The organism is Streptomyces sp. NPDC001796 (assembly GCF_042892355.1).
Lineage (GTDB): Bacteria > Actinomycetota > Actinomycetes > Streptomycetales > Streptomycetaceae > Streptomyces.
This window is the reverse complement of the sequence record NZ_JBIAUC010000003.1, coordinates 65,756-80,689: the sequence shown is the minus strand read 5'-3', so window position 1 is coordinate 80,689 and position 14,934 is coordinate 65,756. Positions and strand designations below refer to the sequence as shown.

The 14,934-nt window shown below is 70.6% G+C and carries 14 protein-coding genes; 8 read left to right on the top strand and 6 right to left on the bottom strand.

Translation table 11 applies throughout. The features are described from left to right. Positions 1 to 150 precede the first annotated feature (150 nt). From ACFYZE_RS07080 to ACFYZE_RS07070, 3 genes are all read right to left on the bottom strand, one after another. Positions 151 to 1,776 (bottom strand): multicopper oxidase family protein, encoded by a 1,626-nt coding sequence (locus tag ACFYZE_RS07080; protein WP_388989700.1) that lies wholly within the window; start codon positions 1,774 to 1,776, stop codon positions 151 to 153. Positions 1,777 to 1,942: 166 nt separating this feature from the next. Further along, positions 1,943 to 3,247, bottom strand: coding sequence for an MFS transporter (locus ACFYZE_RS07075; protein ID WP_388989698.1), 1,305 nt, complete (start codon positions 3,245 to 3,247; stop codon positions 1,943 to 1,945). A 1-nt stretch (position 3,248) separates the two neighbouring features. Continuing rightward, positions 3,249 to 4,334: a GNAT family N-acetyltransferase gene (locus ACFYZE_RS07070; RefSeq protein WP_388989696.1), complete on the bottom strand. Its 1,086-nt coding sequence runs from the start codon at positions 4,332 to 4,334 to the stop codon at positions 3,249 to 3,251. Between the two features lie 301 nt (positions 4,335 to 4,635). On the opposite strand from ACFYZE_RS07070, the gene ACFYZE_RS07065 reads away from it, so the two are divergent. The 8 genes from ACFYZE_RS07065 to ACFYZE_RS07030 all read left to right on the top strand — a co-directional run bounded on the left by ACFYZE_RS07065 (position 4,636) and on the right by ACFYZE_RS07030 (position 11,834). Continuing rightward, a complete protein-coding gene (locus ACFYZE_RS07065) occupies positions 4,636 to 5,991 on the top strand; it encodes a DegT/DnrJ/EryC1/StrS family aminotransferase (RefSeq protein WP_388989695.1) in 1,356 nt (451 codons plus the stop codon). 71 nt (positions 5,992 to 6,062) lie between these two features. Then, positions 6,063 to 6,845, top strand: a complete 783-nt coding sequence (locus tag ACFYZE_RS07060) for a transketolase (RefSeq protein WP_388990559.1) — start codon at positions 6,063 to 6,065, stop codon at positions 6,843 to 6,845. Continuing rightward, positions 6,842 to 7,879 (top strand): transketolase family protein, encoded by a 1,038-nt coding sequence (locus ACFYZE_RS07055; protein ID WP_388989693.1) that lies wholly within the window; start codon positions 6,842 to 6,844, stop codon positions 7,877 to 7,879. The genes ACFYZE_RS07060 and ACFYZE_RS07055 overlap by 4 nt, the downstream gene beginning before the upstream one ends. Continuing rightward, complete coding sequence (locus ACFYZE_RS07050) at positions 7,876 to 8,055, top strand: lysine biosynthesis protein LysW (protein ID WP_388989691.1); 180 nt, start codon at positions 7,876 to 7,878, stop codon at positions 8,053 to 8,055. Before ACFYZE_RS07055 ends, ACFYZE_RS07050 begins: the two co-directional genes overlap by 4 nt. A gap of 3 nt (positions 8,056 to 8,058) precedes the next feature. Continuing rightward, on the top strand, positions 8,059 to 8,928 hold the full coding sequence (lysX, locus tag ACFYZE_RS07045; RefSeq protein ID WP_388989689.1) for a lysine biosynthesis protein LysX: 870 nt from the start codon (positions 8,059 to 8,061) through the stop codon (positions 8,926 to 8,928). Continuing rightward, positions 8,925 to 9,947 (top strand): N-acetyl-gamma-glutamyl-phosphate reductase, encoded by a 1,023-nt coding sequence (gene argC / locus ACFYZE_RS07040; protein WP_388989687.1) that lies wholly within the window; start codon positions 8,925 to 8,927, stop codon positions 9,945 to 9,947. The genes lysX and argC overlap by 4 nt, the downstream gene beginning before the upstream one ends. 7 nt (positions 9,948 to 9,954) lie before the next feature. Then, positions 9,955 to 10,767: a [LysW]-aminoadipate kinase gene (locus ACFYZE_RS07035; protein ID WP_388989685.1), complete on the top strand. Its 813-nt coding sequence runs from the start codon at positions 9,955 to 9,957 to the stop codon at positions 10,765 to 10,767. Further along, the gene (locus ACFYZE_RS07030; RefSeq protein ID WP_388989683.1) at positions 10,764 to 11,834 is read left to right on the top strand and encodes a M20/M25/M40 family metallo-hydrolase; all 1,071 of its coding nucleotides are present in this window, start codon (positions 10,764 to 10,766) and stop codon (positions 11,832 to 11,834) included. The genes ACFYZE_RS07035 and ACFYZE_RS07030 overlap by 4 nt, the downstream gene beginning before the upstream one ends. A 79-nt stretch (positions 11,835 to 11,913) precedes the next feature. Here ACFYZE_RS07030 and ACFYZE_RS07025 read toward each other — a convergent pair whose 3' ends face one another. The 3 genes from ACFYZE_RS07025 to ACFYZE_RS07015 form a co-directional block, all read right to left on the bottom strand. After that, entirely contained in the window at positions 11,914 to 12,759 is an 846-nt protein-coding gene (locus ACFYZE_RS07025; protein WP_388989681.1) for a BTAD domain-containing putative transcriptional regulator, read from the bottom strand. A gap of 100 nt (positions 12,760 to 12,859) precedes the next feature. Continuing rightward, positions 12,860 to 13,213, bottom strand: coding sequence for a cupin domain-containing protein (locus ACFYZE_RS07020; protein WP_388989680.1), 354 nt, complete (start codon positions 13,211 to 13,213; stop codon positions 12,860 to 12,862). Between the two features lie 220 nt (positions 13,214 to 13,433). After that, the gene (locus ACFYZE_RS07015; protein ID WP_388989678.1) at positions 13,434 to 14,885 is read right to left on the bottom strand and encodes an MFS transporter; all 1,452 of its coding nucleotides are present in this window, start codon (positions 14,883 to 14,885) and stop codon (positions 13,434 to 13,436) included. Positions 14,886 to 14,934 lie beyond the last annotated feature (49 nt).

Genomic DNA, 14,934 nt, shown 5'->3' with positions numbered 1-14,934 from the left:
TCGGCACGGCGTCACAGGGACGCCGTCCTCACACGAACGTGGTGAGCGACAGGAGTGCTTCTTGGCCAAGGAAGAGTCGAGGGGCCGCCGCCTCTTCCTTGGCCATTCGATCACCGTGGCGGTGTTCCTGTGCAGGTCGGCACGGTGAACTCAGTCGACGACGTCGATGTAGCTCATCATGCCGTTGTCCTCGTGGGCCGCGATGTGGCAGTGGAACATGACCTTGCCGGTGAAGTCGGAGAACGGGACGCGGATGACCACCTTGCCGGGCACGCCGTTGGCCTCGTGGGGCACCGGGACCGTGTCCTGACGGCCTGCGTAGGGCTGGGGCACGCCGTTGATCGATATGACCTGGAAGGAGTTGGTGTGGATGTGGAAGGGGTGGTCCTCACCGGCCTCGTTGGTAATGGTCCACTCCTCGACGGTGTTCAGCTTCGCGGGGGTGCTGAAAACCGAGGAGTCCATACGGAACTGCCGGCCGTTGATGAAGAAGCCCGCCGAGTCGTCCCCGCTGAGGGTCACGCTGCGGTTCTGCGCGACGGTGGCGTTGGACAGGTCGGGAAGCGAGGAGGGCAGCGCGCCGGAGACGGGAGGCAGCTGGGCCTGTGCGCTGCCGGCGACGTCGACCGTGAACAGCGGGGTGTCGGGGTAGCTGTCACCGTCCGGGCCGTTGCCGAAAGCGAGGGTGCGCAGGGTGGTCCCGCCGGGTCGGTTGCCTGCGGTGACCAGCACGTCGTAGCGCTTGCCGGGGGGCAGCAGCAGGGTGTCGGCCGTGGTCACCTTGGAGGCCGGAACGCCGTCCTGGCCGATCACGGTGAACCGGTAACCGTCGAGCTGGAGGTGATACCAGATGTCGGCGCCGACGTTGGCCAGGCGCCACAGCTGGGTCTCACCGGGCTTGACGGTGAGCACGGGGAGCAACTGCCCGTTGACCAGCCGTACCGTCGGGGCGTTGGAGTCGATCGACGTGGTGTCGGTGTTCTCGACGATGTGACCCGTCTTGTCGAGCTGAACGTCCTTCAGGTTCACGGTGTGCGTGGCGATGTGCTGCAGGGTGGGCGGCAGCAGGGCCCGGTCGTCGCCGACGACCAGAGCGCCCGAGAGGCCTGCGAAGATCTGGTTCTCCACGTCTCCGGGGGAAAAGCCGGCGCCGGGCGAGGGCGGCATGTCCATGCCCGCCATGGCGGAACCGTCCGAGGGGCAGGTCGTGCCCATGGCATGGCTGTGGTACCAGTACGTGCCGACCGGATGGTCGGCGGGCAGGTCCAGGTGGTAGTGGAACGTGGTACCCGGGGCGATGCACAGGAAAGAGTCGTCCGAGTCGTTCGACGGCGAGACGTGCAGGCCGTGGAAGTGCAGATTGGTCGCAACCGAAAGGTTGTTGACCAGGGTGATCGTGGCGTGTTCACCTGGCACGAAGTGCAGGGTGGGGGCAATGAACGAGCCGTTGTAGGACTTGCCCCACACCTGCTTGCCGGCCACCTCGAAACGCGTGTCGTGCGCGTTCAGGGTGATCGTCGTGTTCGGGCTCGTGACGGTGTCGAGGACCGGCGGGTCGGCGAAAGGCTGTCCGGAGGTCATGCCCGCCTGCTGCTGGGCCGTCGACAGCGGCTGGTCCGTCGTCGACGCCGAGGTCGACGCGGCCGAGGCGCCCCGGGAATACACGACCGCCGCGGCCACGACCAGGAGCGCGGCTGCCAGCGCCTGGATCGCCATGACGTGCCGTCGTCTCTGCCGGCGGCCTGCATCCGGCACGGTGCCGGTGGTGTTGGACATCGGTTCCCCTGTTCGTCCGGGACTGTGAGTAGGTTTCGGCTGGTGGACAACTCCCGGTCAGCGCAACGGAGTCAGCCTGCAGGCACAGCGCTGACACGGGAGATCTCGCTGAAGTTCGTGGCTGATTGCCGTGGTCTCGCCAGATGCGGTCCAACGAGTGCGGACGTCAGCGGCTGTCCGGCTCCGCTGTGACCGCGGCCGGTATCACTGCCGACTTGCCGGCGTCTTGTACTGCTCCCCCCACCCGGGGCACTGCCGTACCGCGCTCCGTACGAGCGCTGCCGGGCAGCGTGCCCCGGCGCCGTCCCACCGTGACGAGGGCCAGCAGCACCAGGCCGCTCACGGCGCCCAGCAGGAGGAACGCCAGTCGGTCGGTCACCTCGTAGAGGGCGACGCCGATGACGGGGCCGAGGACGTTGCCGATGTCCGAGACCAGACCGAACAGGCCGAAGGCCTTGCCGTCGTTCGCCGTGGCGGCCTTCAGTTCCACGATCCCGCGCCGGGCGGCAAGGAAGAGCGTCGCGTAACCGAACATGTAGACCATGAAGCTTCCGCCGACGGCCAGGAAGTGGGCACTGGCAGCCATGGCGCACAGGCCGACGGCCGTCAGACCCAGCCCTATCGCCGCCAGGGTCCGCAGTGGCGGCGTGAACCGGCCCAGCAGCCACATCGCCAGGCCCGAGACGGCCAGTCCGGCGACGAAGACCGCCGAGATGGCCGTTCGTGCCGATGTGTGCGCTCCGGTACTGAGATAGACGGGCAGGACCGGTTCGAGCGCCGAATACACCAGGAAGGTGAACATGTCGAGCCCGCCGAGGAGGAGGGCCCACACCCACCACCGGACCGGTGCGGGCCCCGCCGCGGCGGCTTCCGAGGCGGGGACGGAATCCGGTTCTTCTCCAGGCCCCTCAGGTTCCGGCCCGGGAATGGCCAGTACGAGTCCGAGAGCCGTCGCCGCGGTCACCGCCGCGCCCGCGACGAAGAGCGCCGTCAAGCCGACAGGCACGGCCACTCCGGCGACCAGCGGCCCCAGGAGGAACCCGGCCACCGCGGCCGACCCGAAGTTCCCCATCATCCGGCTGGTGGGGATCCCGTGCTGCCGGCACAGCGCCGTCATGCCGGCGTAGAGAGCCGGGGACACCAGTCCCTCACCGATCCCCCAGCACACCCGGGCGGCCAGCAGGGTGAGACTGTCCCGGGCCGCGGCTGTGAGGGCGATGCCGACCGCGGCGGTGAGCATGGACAGCATGGCGACGCGGTCCGCCCGCCACTTGTCGACCCACCATCCGCCGACCGGCTGGGCGAGCGCCTTGGCCGCGGCGAACAGTGCGAAGGCCAGCGCGACGACGACCGGCCCGGCCCCGACCCGGTGCTCCAGGTCCGGCACGAACGGGATCATCACCGTGTACGACGCGTTGACGCTGACGACGGCTGCCAGCAGCAGCGCGGCAGGGCGTCGGCCTGGACCCATCTCATTCTCCCCTGATGTAGGCGGACAGCACCTGGTGCATGTGGGCGAGCGCCGGTTCCAGGTCCGGGCGGCGCTCGGGGGCGTAGACCAAGGCCCACAGGTCGGTGCCGGTCAGGGCGTGCCGCTCCTTGAACCGGTAGTTGTCGCGGCCCCACTCGATGTGGCGCATGCCGTGCCCGTACGCCCACTCGGTGCTGCGGTACATGAGCGCCACGTAAGTGCTCAGGTCGTGGAGCGTGGCGTAGTCGACACCACCGCACATGAAGGTCACTTCGGACCCGCGCCGGAACGCGAAGAAGGCCCCGACCAGCCGGTCGTCCACCTCCGCTGCGACCATCATGGCGCCGGGCACCCGCAGCATGCCGTGCAGCGCGTCCTCGTCGAACAGGGCCGGCCAGTCGTTCTTGTCGCTGGTGTCGACGGTCAGCGGGAACGCGGCCGGCACCAGACTGTGCGCCTCAGGCCCCTCGACCATCCGGACCCTCAGGCCGCGCTCGTCGGCCCGGCGCAGCCGCCTCTGCACATCCCGCCTGATCTTGTTGGTGACGCGGTGCATGTGGTCGTCGAAGTCGCCGGACAGGTCGCAGCTGTAGGTGCGTTCGAGCAGTACGCGGCCGACCGGAGGCCCGGCCACCGCCAGCCAGTCGGCCACGCCCTCCTCGGTGAGGTTGGGCACGACGAGCACCTCGGCCGGTCCGCACTCGATCCATTCCATGGCGGTGGCGTACGCGCCCCGGACCAGCGCAGCGGGCACGTGCCCGCGCTTGCCGTACATGGAGTACGGGGAGCCGGCGAAGATCACCGGGTTGCCGAACCGGCCCACGAGGCCGACCTGCCGCTCGTATCCGTCCCAGAACGGGGACTCGTGCACGGCGTAGAGCGGGAGAACCGACGCCCCGTCAGGGCCCGCCGGGTCGGTATGCACGTAGGCGTGCCGCGCGCGCTTCTCGATGCCGATCCTCTCCCAGGCGCGCAGCCAGCCCGCGGAGTCGTACAGGCAGCTGGCGACCACCCGCTGCGGCACCTCGTCGGACAGCCGCCAGTCGGACGCGGTCACCACGCACTGGCGGGCCTGTGTGGCATCCACCCCGCACACCTCCTGTTGGGCGATCGTGTCGAGACTGGGCCACGGTAGGGACGGCTTCTCTCGCGGTGGTCTCACGCTGATCCCGCCTCGCGCCGTCCCGGTCCCCCCGCCCGGTGACACCGCCCTGCATCGGAGCGCTCACTTGGGGAATCGGGCGGCCGCATATCGCCGTGAGAACGCGGCAAGAGCGGCGAGCCGTAGCGTCCACCGCCGGGCCGGGGCCCACGGCAGCGTGGGTGGCTCTTCACGTATCCCGGCGACACGGAACAGGCGAGGCCTGTTTGGCTCACAAGGGAGAGACATGAAGGCGCAGCTGGCGATGTTCGGCAGCAAGCCCGTCGTGCGTCCGGAACACCGGCGGCTGGAGTGGCCGGTGGTGACGCAGGCGGACAGGGACGCCGTCCTGCGCGTCCTGGACAGCCGCAAGTTCACGGTCGGCGCGAAGGACGAACAGGAGATCAGCGGACTCGAGAGGGAATGGGCCGAGTTCTGCGGCACCCGTTACGCGGTCGCCGTCAACAGCGGCACGGTGGCGCTGGAGCTGGCGCTGACCGCCCTGGGCCTCCAGCCCGGCGACGAGGTGATCGTCCCGGCGCTCAGCTATGTGGCGACCGCGATGGCGCCGCTGTACCAGTTGGCGATTCCCGTCTTCGTGGACATCGACCCGGTCACGTTCAACATCGACGTGCGGCAGATCGAGGCGAAGATCACAGACCGTACCCGGGCGATCATCCCGGTCCACCTCGGCGGTCTGCCCGCCGACATGGACGAGATCCGGGCCCTGGCCCGCAAGTACGACCTGCTGGTGGTCGAGGACGCCGTGCAGGCGCAGGGCGGCAAGTACCGCGGTGAGACCGCGGGTTCCATGGGCGCCGCCTCGGTCTTCAGCCTCAACGTCGAGAAGAGCATCCCGACCTGCGGCGAGGGCGGACTGATCGTCACGGACGACGAGGACGTCGCCGAGCGCTGCCGCAGCCTGCGGATCCTCGGCGAGGACCTCAGCACGGAGGAACGGCTGTACGTGTCCGCCACCCGCGGCTCGAACCTCAAGCTCAGCTCGGTGCTGGCCGCCTTCACCAGGGCCCAGCTCGCCAGGTTCTGGGACTACCAGGTCCGCCGCGAGCAGAACATCCCCGTCTTTCTGTCGCGGCTCGCGGCGCTGCCGGGCGTCGTCGTCCCGCCCGTCCCGACCGACCGCACCCACATGTGGCACATGCTGCGCTTCCGCTTCGACCCGCGGGCGGCCGGCCTGGACGGGGTCACGCCGGGCCGTTTCCGCCAGGCGCTGCGCCGGGCGCTGCTCGCCGAGGGCGTGCCGCTGACGCACTACCAGATCATTCCGCTACCCGGTCAGCCGGTGTTCCAGGAGCAGAACGCATACGGCAAGGGGTATCCGTGGTCGCTTCCGGGGACCAACCCGCAGCGCTACGATCTGGCCGACTACCCGGTGACCTGCGAGGTCATCGAGGACTCCCTCTGCCTGCGGCGCATGCACCTGAACCCCGACGCAGGTCCTGCTCTGGACGAGTACGCGACCGCCTTCGAACGGGTCTGGGAGAACCTCGACGTCATCGCCCGCTTCGCCCGCGCCCTCGACTACGAGCCGCCGTGGGCCGCCGTCAAGGGGTACCGGCAGAAGGCCGGTGTGCCGGCGTGAGCGTCCGGATCGCCGAGACGGCCACGGCCACGGCCGAGGACGTGGACCGGGACGAACTGCGGTGCCGGGCGATGGCGGTCCGGGAGCACGTGCTCAGGATCGGGGCCGGGGCGATCGGCACGCACGTGGGCGGGTCCCTGTCGGCGACCGACATCCTCGTGGCCCTCTATTTCGGGGTCCTGCGGGTGCGGCCGGCCGACCCGGGCTGGCCGGGGCGCGACCACTTCGTGCTCAGCAAGGGGCATGCCAGTGCGGCACTGTACGCGACGCTCGCCGAGCGGGGGTTCCTGGCCGTCTCGGAGCTGGACACCTACGGATGCGCCACCGGGCGGCTGATGGCACACCCCACACCCGCGGTGCCGGGCGTGGAGTTCGCGACCGGGTCGCTGGGCCACGGCCTGTCGCTTGCCACCGGACTGGCTCTGGCCGCCCGCCGGGCCGGACGCCCCAACCGGGTCTTCACCCTGATGGGCGATGGCGAGCTGCAGGAGGGGTCGGTCTGGGAGGCGGCCATGGCGGCCGCACACCTGGAGCTGGACAACCTCACCGCGGTGGTGGACCGCAACCGTCTGCAGATCAGTGGTCCGACCGAGGACCGGATGCGGCTGGAGCCCCTCGCCGACAAGTGGCGGGCCTTCGGCTGGCAGGTGGCCGAGGTGAACGGCCACGACTTCGCCGAACTGGTGCCGGCGCTGCGGTCCGCCCCGGTTCCCGGGCGCCCGACCGTACTGATCGCCGACACGGTCAAGGGACGCGGCGTGCGCCATCTGGAGCACCGCAGGCAAAGCCACTTCGCCAAGCTCGGTGAGGCGGCGTACGAGCGGGCACTCGCCGCCCTGCGAGCCACCCTATGAGTGGCCCGCCGAGCGCGCGGAGCACGGCGCGGGCAGCCGTCGACGACCGGCAGAACGGCTCCGACCGGGCCGCCTACCGCGCCACACTGGTCGAACTGGCGCGAGCGGACAGCCGGATCTGGTGCCTCGACTCGGACATGGGCGGGCTGGAGAAGCAGTTCCAGGCCGTACTGCCGCAGCAGTACGTGGACCTCGGTATCGCCGAGGCCAACCTGATGTCCGTCGGAGCCGCGCTCGCCAGCACCGGCATCCTGCCCTTCGTCAACACCATGGCCGCGTTCGCCTCGGCCCGGGCCCTGGAACAAGTCAAGATCGACATCGCCTACCACAAGTTGCCGGTACGCATCGTCGCCACGCACTCCGGCTTGTCCGCAGGCCACCTGGGCCCGACCCACCACGCCCAGCAGGACCTCGCGGTGATGCGGTCGCTGCCCAACATGACGGTGATGACGCCGGCAGACGCGAGCGAGACGGTCCGGATGGTCAACGCGGCGGCGTACCTGCCCGGCCCGGTGTACATCCGGCTCGGCCGTGGCCCGACCGAACCGGTCTACCACGGCGACGCCGGGTTCACCGTCGGGGAGGCGGTGGAGCTGCGCACCGGAAGTGACGTGACGATCGTCGCGGCCGGTTCCCACTCCGTCCTGTTCGCGCTGGAGGCGGCTGAACGGCTCGCTGAGCGGGGCATCGAAGCCGCGGTGCTGAACATGCACACCATCAAGCCCCTCGACGTCGCGGCGGTGGTGAGGGCGGCGAGCAGCACCGCCGGCATCGTGACCGTCGAGGACCACGCGCTGCTCGGCGGGCTGGGCGGCGCGGTCGCCGAGGCCGTCGCCGAGCACGCGCCGACCCGGGTGCTGCGGGTCGGCGTGAGCGACGCCTTCTCTTCCCGACCGGGCGGCCACCGTGCCCAGTTGGTCACCGGAGGCGTCAGCCCGCAGAACGTTCTCGCCGCCGCCATGGCCGTCGTCAGCGGCCGTTCCTGGACGGCAACCGTTTACAGCAGTCCCACCGCAAAGGAGAGTGCGTCATGACCACCGCAACGACGAGCACCTGCCCGGAGTGCGCCGAGACCGTGCCGACGACGCCGGACATGCACGTGACGTCGATCGTCGTGTGCCCGAGCTGCAAGGTCGAGTTGGAGATCATCTGCCTCGACCCGGCCGAGTTCGCGCTCGCCCCCGAGATCGAGGAAGACTTCGGGGAGTAACGGGTGATCACGAGTGCGTCGCAGGACGGCCTCCTGGCCGTCCTGACAACCCGCGTGCGCCTGGAGGAGCGGCTGATCTTCGCCGCCCTCGAGCGGCGCGGCATCCCGTACGCGTCCGTCGACGACCGCACCCTGGTCAACGACCTCCAATCGCCGCCGCCGGCGCGGTACCGGGGCGTGCTGAACCGGATCATGTCGCACACACGCAGCTTCTACGCCGCGCACCTGTTTGAGTCGATGGGCCATCAGGTACTGAACCCGAGCGGCGTCATCGAAGTCTGCGGCGACAAGATCCTCACGTCGCTGGCCCTGGTACGCGCCGGATTGCCGACCCCGCGGACCGTGGTGGCGGTCACCCCCGACGCGGCGCTTCAGGCCATCGAGGAGATCGGGTACCCGGCGGTGGTCAAGCCCGCCGTCGGGTCGTGGGGGCGGCTGCTGTCGAAGGTCAACGACCGGGACGCGGCTGAGACGCTCGTCGAGCACAAGCAGGCGATGCGCTCACCGGTGCACTCGGTCTTCTACGTCCAGGAACTCGTCGACAAACCCGGCCGTGACATACGGGCCATCGTGCTCGGCGACCAGGTCGTCGCGGCCGTCTACCGCAGGTCGGAACACTGGATCACCAACACGGCGCGCGGTGCCGCGACGGAACCGTGCGAGGTGACACCGGATCTGGCCAAGCTCGCGCTGCGGGCGGCCGAGGCCGTCGGCGGCGGCATGCTCGCGGTGGACCTGATCGAACGCTCCACCGGCGAGGTGCTGGTCACCGAGGTCAACCACACCATGGAGTTCCACGGACTCGCCTCGGCCACCGGGCTGGACATCGCCGATCTCATGGTCAGCCATGTCCTGGAGGCGGTGGCCCGGTGAAGGCCTCGGTGATCGGCGCCGGCGGATACATCGGCGGTGAACTCGTCAGGCTGCTGCTTCAGCATCCGCACGTGGAGCTGACCCAGGCCACCTCGACACGTCACCGCGGACGGCCCCTCAGCGCAGCGCATCCGAACCTGCGCGGGCAGAGCGACCTGTCCTTCGTGGCCGAGGAAGACGTGTCGGAATCCGACGTCGTCTTCCTGGCCATGCCGCACGGGGCCTCGACGAAGTCCGTCGCCACATGGTCCGCACTCGCGCCGATGGTGGTGGACCTGAGCGCCGACTTCCGGCTTCATGACCCCGCCCGGCGGGAACGCCACTACTCCGGCGCCGCGCCGGAGGAGTCCTGGCTCTCCCGTTTCCAGCCGGGGATCCCCGAACTGCACCGGGAGCGGCTGCGCGGGGCGAGCCACATCGCGGTGGCGGGCTGCATGGCCAACGCCGCGATCCTGGCCCTGCACCCGCTCGCCGCGGCGGGGCTGGTCGCGGGCGCGGTTCTGGTCGACGCCCGCACCGGCTCCAGCGGCGGCGGCAGGACCCCCGATGAAGGCAGCCACCACCCCGAGCGCAGCGGCGCCCTGCGCATGGCCAAGCCGCACGGTCACCGGCACACCGCGGAGATCGAGCAGGCCTGCGGAGTGCGGGTGCACATGACGGTGACCGCGGTCGACGCCGTACGCGGGATCCAGGTGGCCTGCCACATCACTCCGGCCCGAAGTGTCACCGAGCGCGAGCTGTGGGCGCTCTACCGTACGGCCTACCAGGACGAGCCCTTCGTGCGGCTGGTCAGGGAACGGTCCGCCCTGCGCCGGATGCCCGAGCCGAAGATCCTCAGCGGCACCAACTACTGCGACATCGGCCTGTCGCTCAACTCGGAGGGTGACCACCTGATCGTCGTGTCGGCCATGGACAACCTGGTGAAAGGAGGTGCCGGCAATGCAGTCCAATGCTTCAACATCGCCTCCGGCCACGACGAGACCGCGGGTCTGCGGTTCGCCGGGCTCCACCCGGCCTGAGCGCTTCGTGATCAAGGTCGGCGGTTCGCTCGGCGCTGAGATGGCCGGCGCATGCGCCGACATCGCCGAACTCGCCGGGCAGGGCGGCGAGGTGGTCGTCGTGCACGGCGGTGGGGCCGAAGCCGACCGGCTCGCCGCCGAACTCGGCCGACCCGCCCGGACCATGACCGCGCGCAACGGCCGGCACAGCCGCTACACCGACGCGCCCGCGCTCGACGCGCTCGCCATGGCGATGCTCGGCCGCCTCAAACCGGCGCTGGTCACGGCTCTGAGCAGGGCCGGAGTACGGGCTGTCGGTCTGTCGGGGATCGACGGATCCCTGGTCACCGCCCGCCGGACACCGCCGGCCAGGGTCGTGGTCGACGGCGTCGAGCGGGTCGTCCGGGACGACTTCTCCGGACGGATCCACGAGGTGGTTCCGGATCTCCTGGTGACCCTGCTGGGCGGAGGCTACGTCCCCGTGGTGTCGCCTCCGGCACTGGATCCGGCAGGAGGCATGCTCAACGTCGACGCCGACCGGTTCGCCGCCCGGCTCTCGGTCGCCCTGGCAGCCGACTGGCTGATCATCCTGTCCAACGTGCCCGGGCTGCTGCGCGACCCCGCGGATCCGACGAGCCTCGTCACCGAGGTGCCCTGCGAGGAGTTGTCACGCCACCTCAACGACGCGGGAGGGCGCATGAAGGTGAAACTGCAGAGCGCGGCTGAGGCCTTCCTGACCGGGGTCCCGCATGTCGTCCTCGCCGACGGCCGGCAGGACTCCCCTGTGCTCGCCGCACGGGCGGGAGCCGGCACGACATTCGTCAAAGGAACTTCCCGATGAGCACACGCGCCGAGTCACTGCTGCGACGCATGGTCGAGATCCCCTCGCCGTCGGGCGGAGAGGCGGAGCTGGCCGCCTTCCTCGCCGGGGAGCTGCCGGGCTGGGGCTTCGAGACGCACATCGACGAGGTCGGCAACGTCATCGCCGGGCGCGGCCCGGCCTCCGGCCCGACGATCATGATGATCGGCCATATGGACACCGTGCCGAGCCAACTGGAGGTGCGGCAGGAAGGCACCGTCCTGCACGGGCGTGGCACGGTGGACGCCAAGGGACCGCTGGCCACCATGATCTGCGCGGCCGCGGCCGCCGAGGTCGGCCCCGTGCAGCTGGTGGTCGCAGGAGTGGTCGAGGAGGAGACCTTCGGACGGGGTGCGGCGCACCTCCTCGAGGGGCACCGGCCCGACGCCGCCTTCGTCGGGGAACCCAATGGGTGGTCCGGCGTCGGCATCGGCTACAAGGGGCGGGTCGTGGCCCGGTACGACGTGTGCCGTCCCGCGGTGCACACGGCCAGCCCCGAGGAGAAGGCCACCGAGGCGGCCGTCGCCTTCTGGAACAAGGTGGTCGGCTACTGCGACGCGCACGCGGCGGGAAGCCGCGCCTTCGACCGGCCCGTCCCGACGCTGGTGGACATGGGCGGCACGATCGAAGAGGCTCGGATGACCGTCGCCTGCCGCACTCCCCCGGGATTCGACCTGGAGGAGTTCGAGCGGTTCCTGGCCGATGCTGCCGGAGACGGTGTGCTGACGATCGACGACCGGACCCCGCCCGTGCGCGTCGACACCCGTGGAGCCGCGGTGCGTGCCCTGTGCTCCGGGATACGCGCCCAGGGCGCGCGTCCCACGCTGAAGCTCAAGACGGGCACGGCCGACCTCAACATCGTCGAGCCGCGCTGGAAGGTGCCGATGGCTGTCTACGGCCCGGGCGACTCCAGCCTCGACCATACCGACCGGGAGCACATCGACCTCGTCGAATACGCGACCGCCGTCGATGTGCTCCGGTATGCGCTGGAGAAGCTCGCCGGCGAGCTCGTACAGGCCGAGACGGCGGCAGCGGCCGGTGCCCGGTGATGCACGGGCAAGCGCTCCGCAGCCGTCAGGGGTGCCGGCGCACGCCTCCGTCTCCGCGTCCCGCTCTCCGTGAGCGCGGTCAGCCCGCCGCTCGGGATCGCCCCCGCAGGGCGGGCTCCGGGCGCGAGAAGGCGTCGGTCGGGAGGACCGGGTGGCCTGCGATGATCCGCTGGTGCAGCTCCTGGAGACGGGCGCACGGGTCGAGACCGACATGGCTGACCAGTGCGGCCCGGCCCGCGTGGTAGACCGCGAGGGCGTCGGCCCGGCGGTCGGACAGGTACAGCGCCGTCATCAGGCGTCCGCGGAGCTGTTCGCGCAACGGGTGCTCGTCGACCAGCAGGCTCAACTCACCGACCAGTTCCCGGTGTCGGCCGAGGGCGAGTTCCACGTCGAAGCACTCCTCCAGCAAGCTGAGCCGACGCTCCGCCCAGTACGCCGCGACCGGCTCGAGCGCCCGGCTCGCCAGCCCGGCCAACGGCTCTCCCCGGAACAGCGCCAGAGCGGCACGGTAGTCGTCCACGGCGCCCTTCGGATCACCGGCCTCGGCCCGGGCCCGCCCACGCTCCCTGAACTCCTCGAAGAGATGGGTGTCCAACGACCCGTCGGGCAGACGCAGCAGGTAACCGCCACGGACGGTCTCGATGAGATCGGCTCGGGTCCCCCCGTTGACCAATGCCTTGCGCAGCCGCCACACACAGGTCTGTATCTGTTTGTCCGCGGTGACCGGCGGCGTGTCGCCCCACACCGCGTCGACGAGCCTGCCGAGGGGCACGGCCTTGTTGACCTCGGTCAGAAGCACTGCGAGAACGGCGAGTTGGCGGTTTTCGGGGAGAGGAACCTCCCGTTCCCCGCAACAGACCCGCAAGGGCCCCAGGATGCGGAAGAAGACCTTGTGGGCGCCCTCGGACGACGATTCGACATGCATGGGAATCCTCCGTTCTGTGATGGTGGCGGGGCCCACGACTCGAGACGCCACACTTCACATGAGCCCGCGGCGGCACGTCGGTGGTGCCGAACGCACGGCGTCAGCTCTTCTCTTCCTGACTGTCGCTTCTGAAGATCGAGACGTACTTGACGGGTGTTTCGGCGGCGAAGTGGGTGTGCGCGGAGCCCGCGGCCGCGGCGAAGACGTCTCCGGTCGTCATGGTGCGGCCCTGGTTGCTGAGCGTGCCGTCGATGACGTACAGGAACTCGGCGTGCTGGTGCACGTGCGGGTCTGTCCGGTAGCCGGGCTCGGCCTCGACGATCGCCACGTGGTAGCCGTCCGCACGGGCGGCGATCCTGGCCCGTGCCTTGCCCTGACTGCCCCAGGGGATCCACGGGAGTTCGTCGTTGCCGTCGAGGCGGGCGATGTCCCAGCCTTCGAGCGAGGGTTCCATGGCTCCTCCTGGCGCGGTGGGGCGCGGGGGGCCCCGGGGGGGGGGCCCCCCCCCCCCCCGGGGGGGGGGGGGGGGGGGGTTTGTTGGGGGGGGGGGGGGGCCGCCGGGGGGGGGGCTGGGGGTGGGGGGGCGGGGGGGGGGGGGGGGGGGGGGGGGGGGGGGCGCCCGGCCCCCCCCCCCCCCCCGCCACTCGGGGATGGACGGTCGGGTGATGTCTCGGTCAGGCGGTGGCCGCCGCGGTGCGGTCGGCTTCGGTGGCGGCTGCCTCGGACTCGGCCGCCGGGGCCTCGGCGGGCTGGGTCTGGCGAGGGATGCCGAGGGCGCACAGCGCGCCGGCGAGCACCACACCGACGCCCACCCACACGGCAGGGTGCAGGCCGTTGACGAAGGAGGTGGGTGATGCCGTGTTCCCGTGGCCGTCGAAGACGGTGCTCAGCACGGCGATGCCGAGCGCGCCGCCCACCTCGCGGACGGTGGTGTTGGCTCCGGAGGCTTTGCCCGCGTGCTCCGGGCCGACCGAGCCCAGCACCACGGCAGCGGTGGGTGCGAAGACGAAGCCCATGCCGATGCCGGAGACCACCATCGGCGCGACCAGGGTCGCGTAGGAGGTGTCGGTGCCGGCTATCAGGTTGATCCAGGCCAGGCCGGCGCCCTGCAGGAAGAGACCGATGGCCATCAGCCGCCCGCCGCCGACCTTGTTGGTCAGCATCCCGGCGACGGGGGCGACGAACATCGGCATCAGGGTCCAGGCCAGGGTCCGCACGCCGGCCTCCAGCGGAGTGCGCGGCGGGGCGATCTGCAGGTACTGGGCGAGCAGGAAGAGCGAGCCGAAGACACCGAAGTACATGCTGGCGGAGACGATGTTGGTGAGGGTGAAGGCGCGCACCCGGTAGAAGGAGAGCGGCAGCATCGGCTGCGCGGTGCGGCGTTCCCAGAGCAGGAAGAGGACGAGCAGCACGAGTCCGGCGGCGAACGCGCCGAGCACGGTGCCGGACGTCCAGCCGTCGGTGGAGCCGTGCACGATGCCCCAGACCACGGCGAACAGCGCGGCGGCGGCCAGGAGCATGCCCAGCAGGTCCAGGCTCGCGCCCTCCAGCCGGCTCTCCTGCAGCACGAAGCGGATCAGCGGCACGGCCACGATGCCCACCGGCACGTTGACCCAGAAGATCCACTGCCAGTCCAGGCCGTCCACCACCGCGCCGCCGACCACCGGGCCCATGGCCACGGCCAGGCCGCTGATGCCGGACCACAGGCCCAGCGCCAGGCCACGCTTGCGGGCCGGGACGGCCTGGGAGAGCAGGGTGAGCGAGAGCGGCATGACGGCGGAGGCCCCGATGCCCTGCACGGCGCGGGCGGCGATCAGCTCACCGCTGGTGGTCGCCAGGCCGCAGGCGATGGAGGCGAGGGTGAAGAGGGTGATGCCGAGCATGAAGACCCGGCGGCGGCCGAAGCGGTCACCGAGCGCGGCCGCGGTGAGCAGCAGGCAGGCGAAGCTGAGCACGTAGGCGTTGACGAACCACTGCAGGTCCTGGGTGGATGCGTTGAGCTTCACGGCCAGCGTGTGCAGTGCGGTCGAGACGACCAGGTTGTCCAGCGCGACCATGAACATCGGGACGCTGGAGGCCACGATCGACAGCCATAGCGGCACCGACCGGGTATCGGGCTTGGTCATGGAGGGTCTCTCCTCGGCGGGTTCGCCAGGGGAGGCGAACGGGATGGAC

Coding starts and splice junctions, on each gene's coding strand:
- ACFYZE_RS07080 (WP_388989700.1), bottom strand. CDS start 1,776: ATGTCCAACACCACCGGCACCGTGCCGGATGCAGGCCGCCGGCAGAGA.
- ACFYZE_RS07065 (WP_388989695.1), top strand. CDS start 4,636: ATGAAGGCGCAGCTGGCGATGTTCGGCAGCAAGCCCGTCGTGCGTCCG.
- ACFYZE_RS07060 (WP_388990559.1), top strand. CDS start 6,063: ATGGCGGTCCGGGAGCACGTGCTCAGGATCGGGGCCGGGGCGATCGGC.
- ACFYZE_RS07055 (WP_388989693.1), top strand. CDS start 6,842: ATGAGTGGCCCGCCGAGCGCGCGGAGCACGGCGCGGGCAGCCGTCGAC.
- ACFYZE_RS07075 (WP_388989698.1), bottom strand. CDS start 3,247: ATGGGTCCAGGCCGACGCCCTGCCGCGCTGCTGCTGGCAGCCGTCGTC.
- ACFYZE_RS07015 (WP_388989678.1), bottom strand. CDS start 14,885: ATGACCAAGCCCGATACCCGGTCGGTGCCGCTATGGCTGTCGATCGTG.
- ACFYZE_RS07025 (WP_388989681.1), bottom strand. CDS start 12,759: ATGCATGTCGAATCGTCGTCCGAGGGCGCCCACAAGGTCTTCTTCCGC.
- ACFYZE_RS07050 (WP_388989691.1), top strand. CDS start 7,876: ATGACCACCGCAACGACGAGCACCTGCCCGGAGTGCGCCGAGACCGTG.
- ACFYZE_RS07020 (WP_388989680.1), bottom strand. CDS start 13,213: ATGGAACCCTCGCTCGAAGGCTGGGACATCGCCCGCCTCGACGGCAAC.
- ACFYZE_RS07030 (WP_388989683.1), top strand. CDS start 10,764: ATGAGCACACGCGCCGAGTCACTGCTGCGACGCATGGTCGAGATCCCC.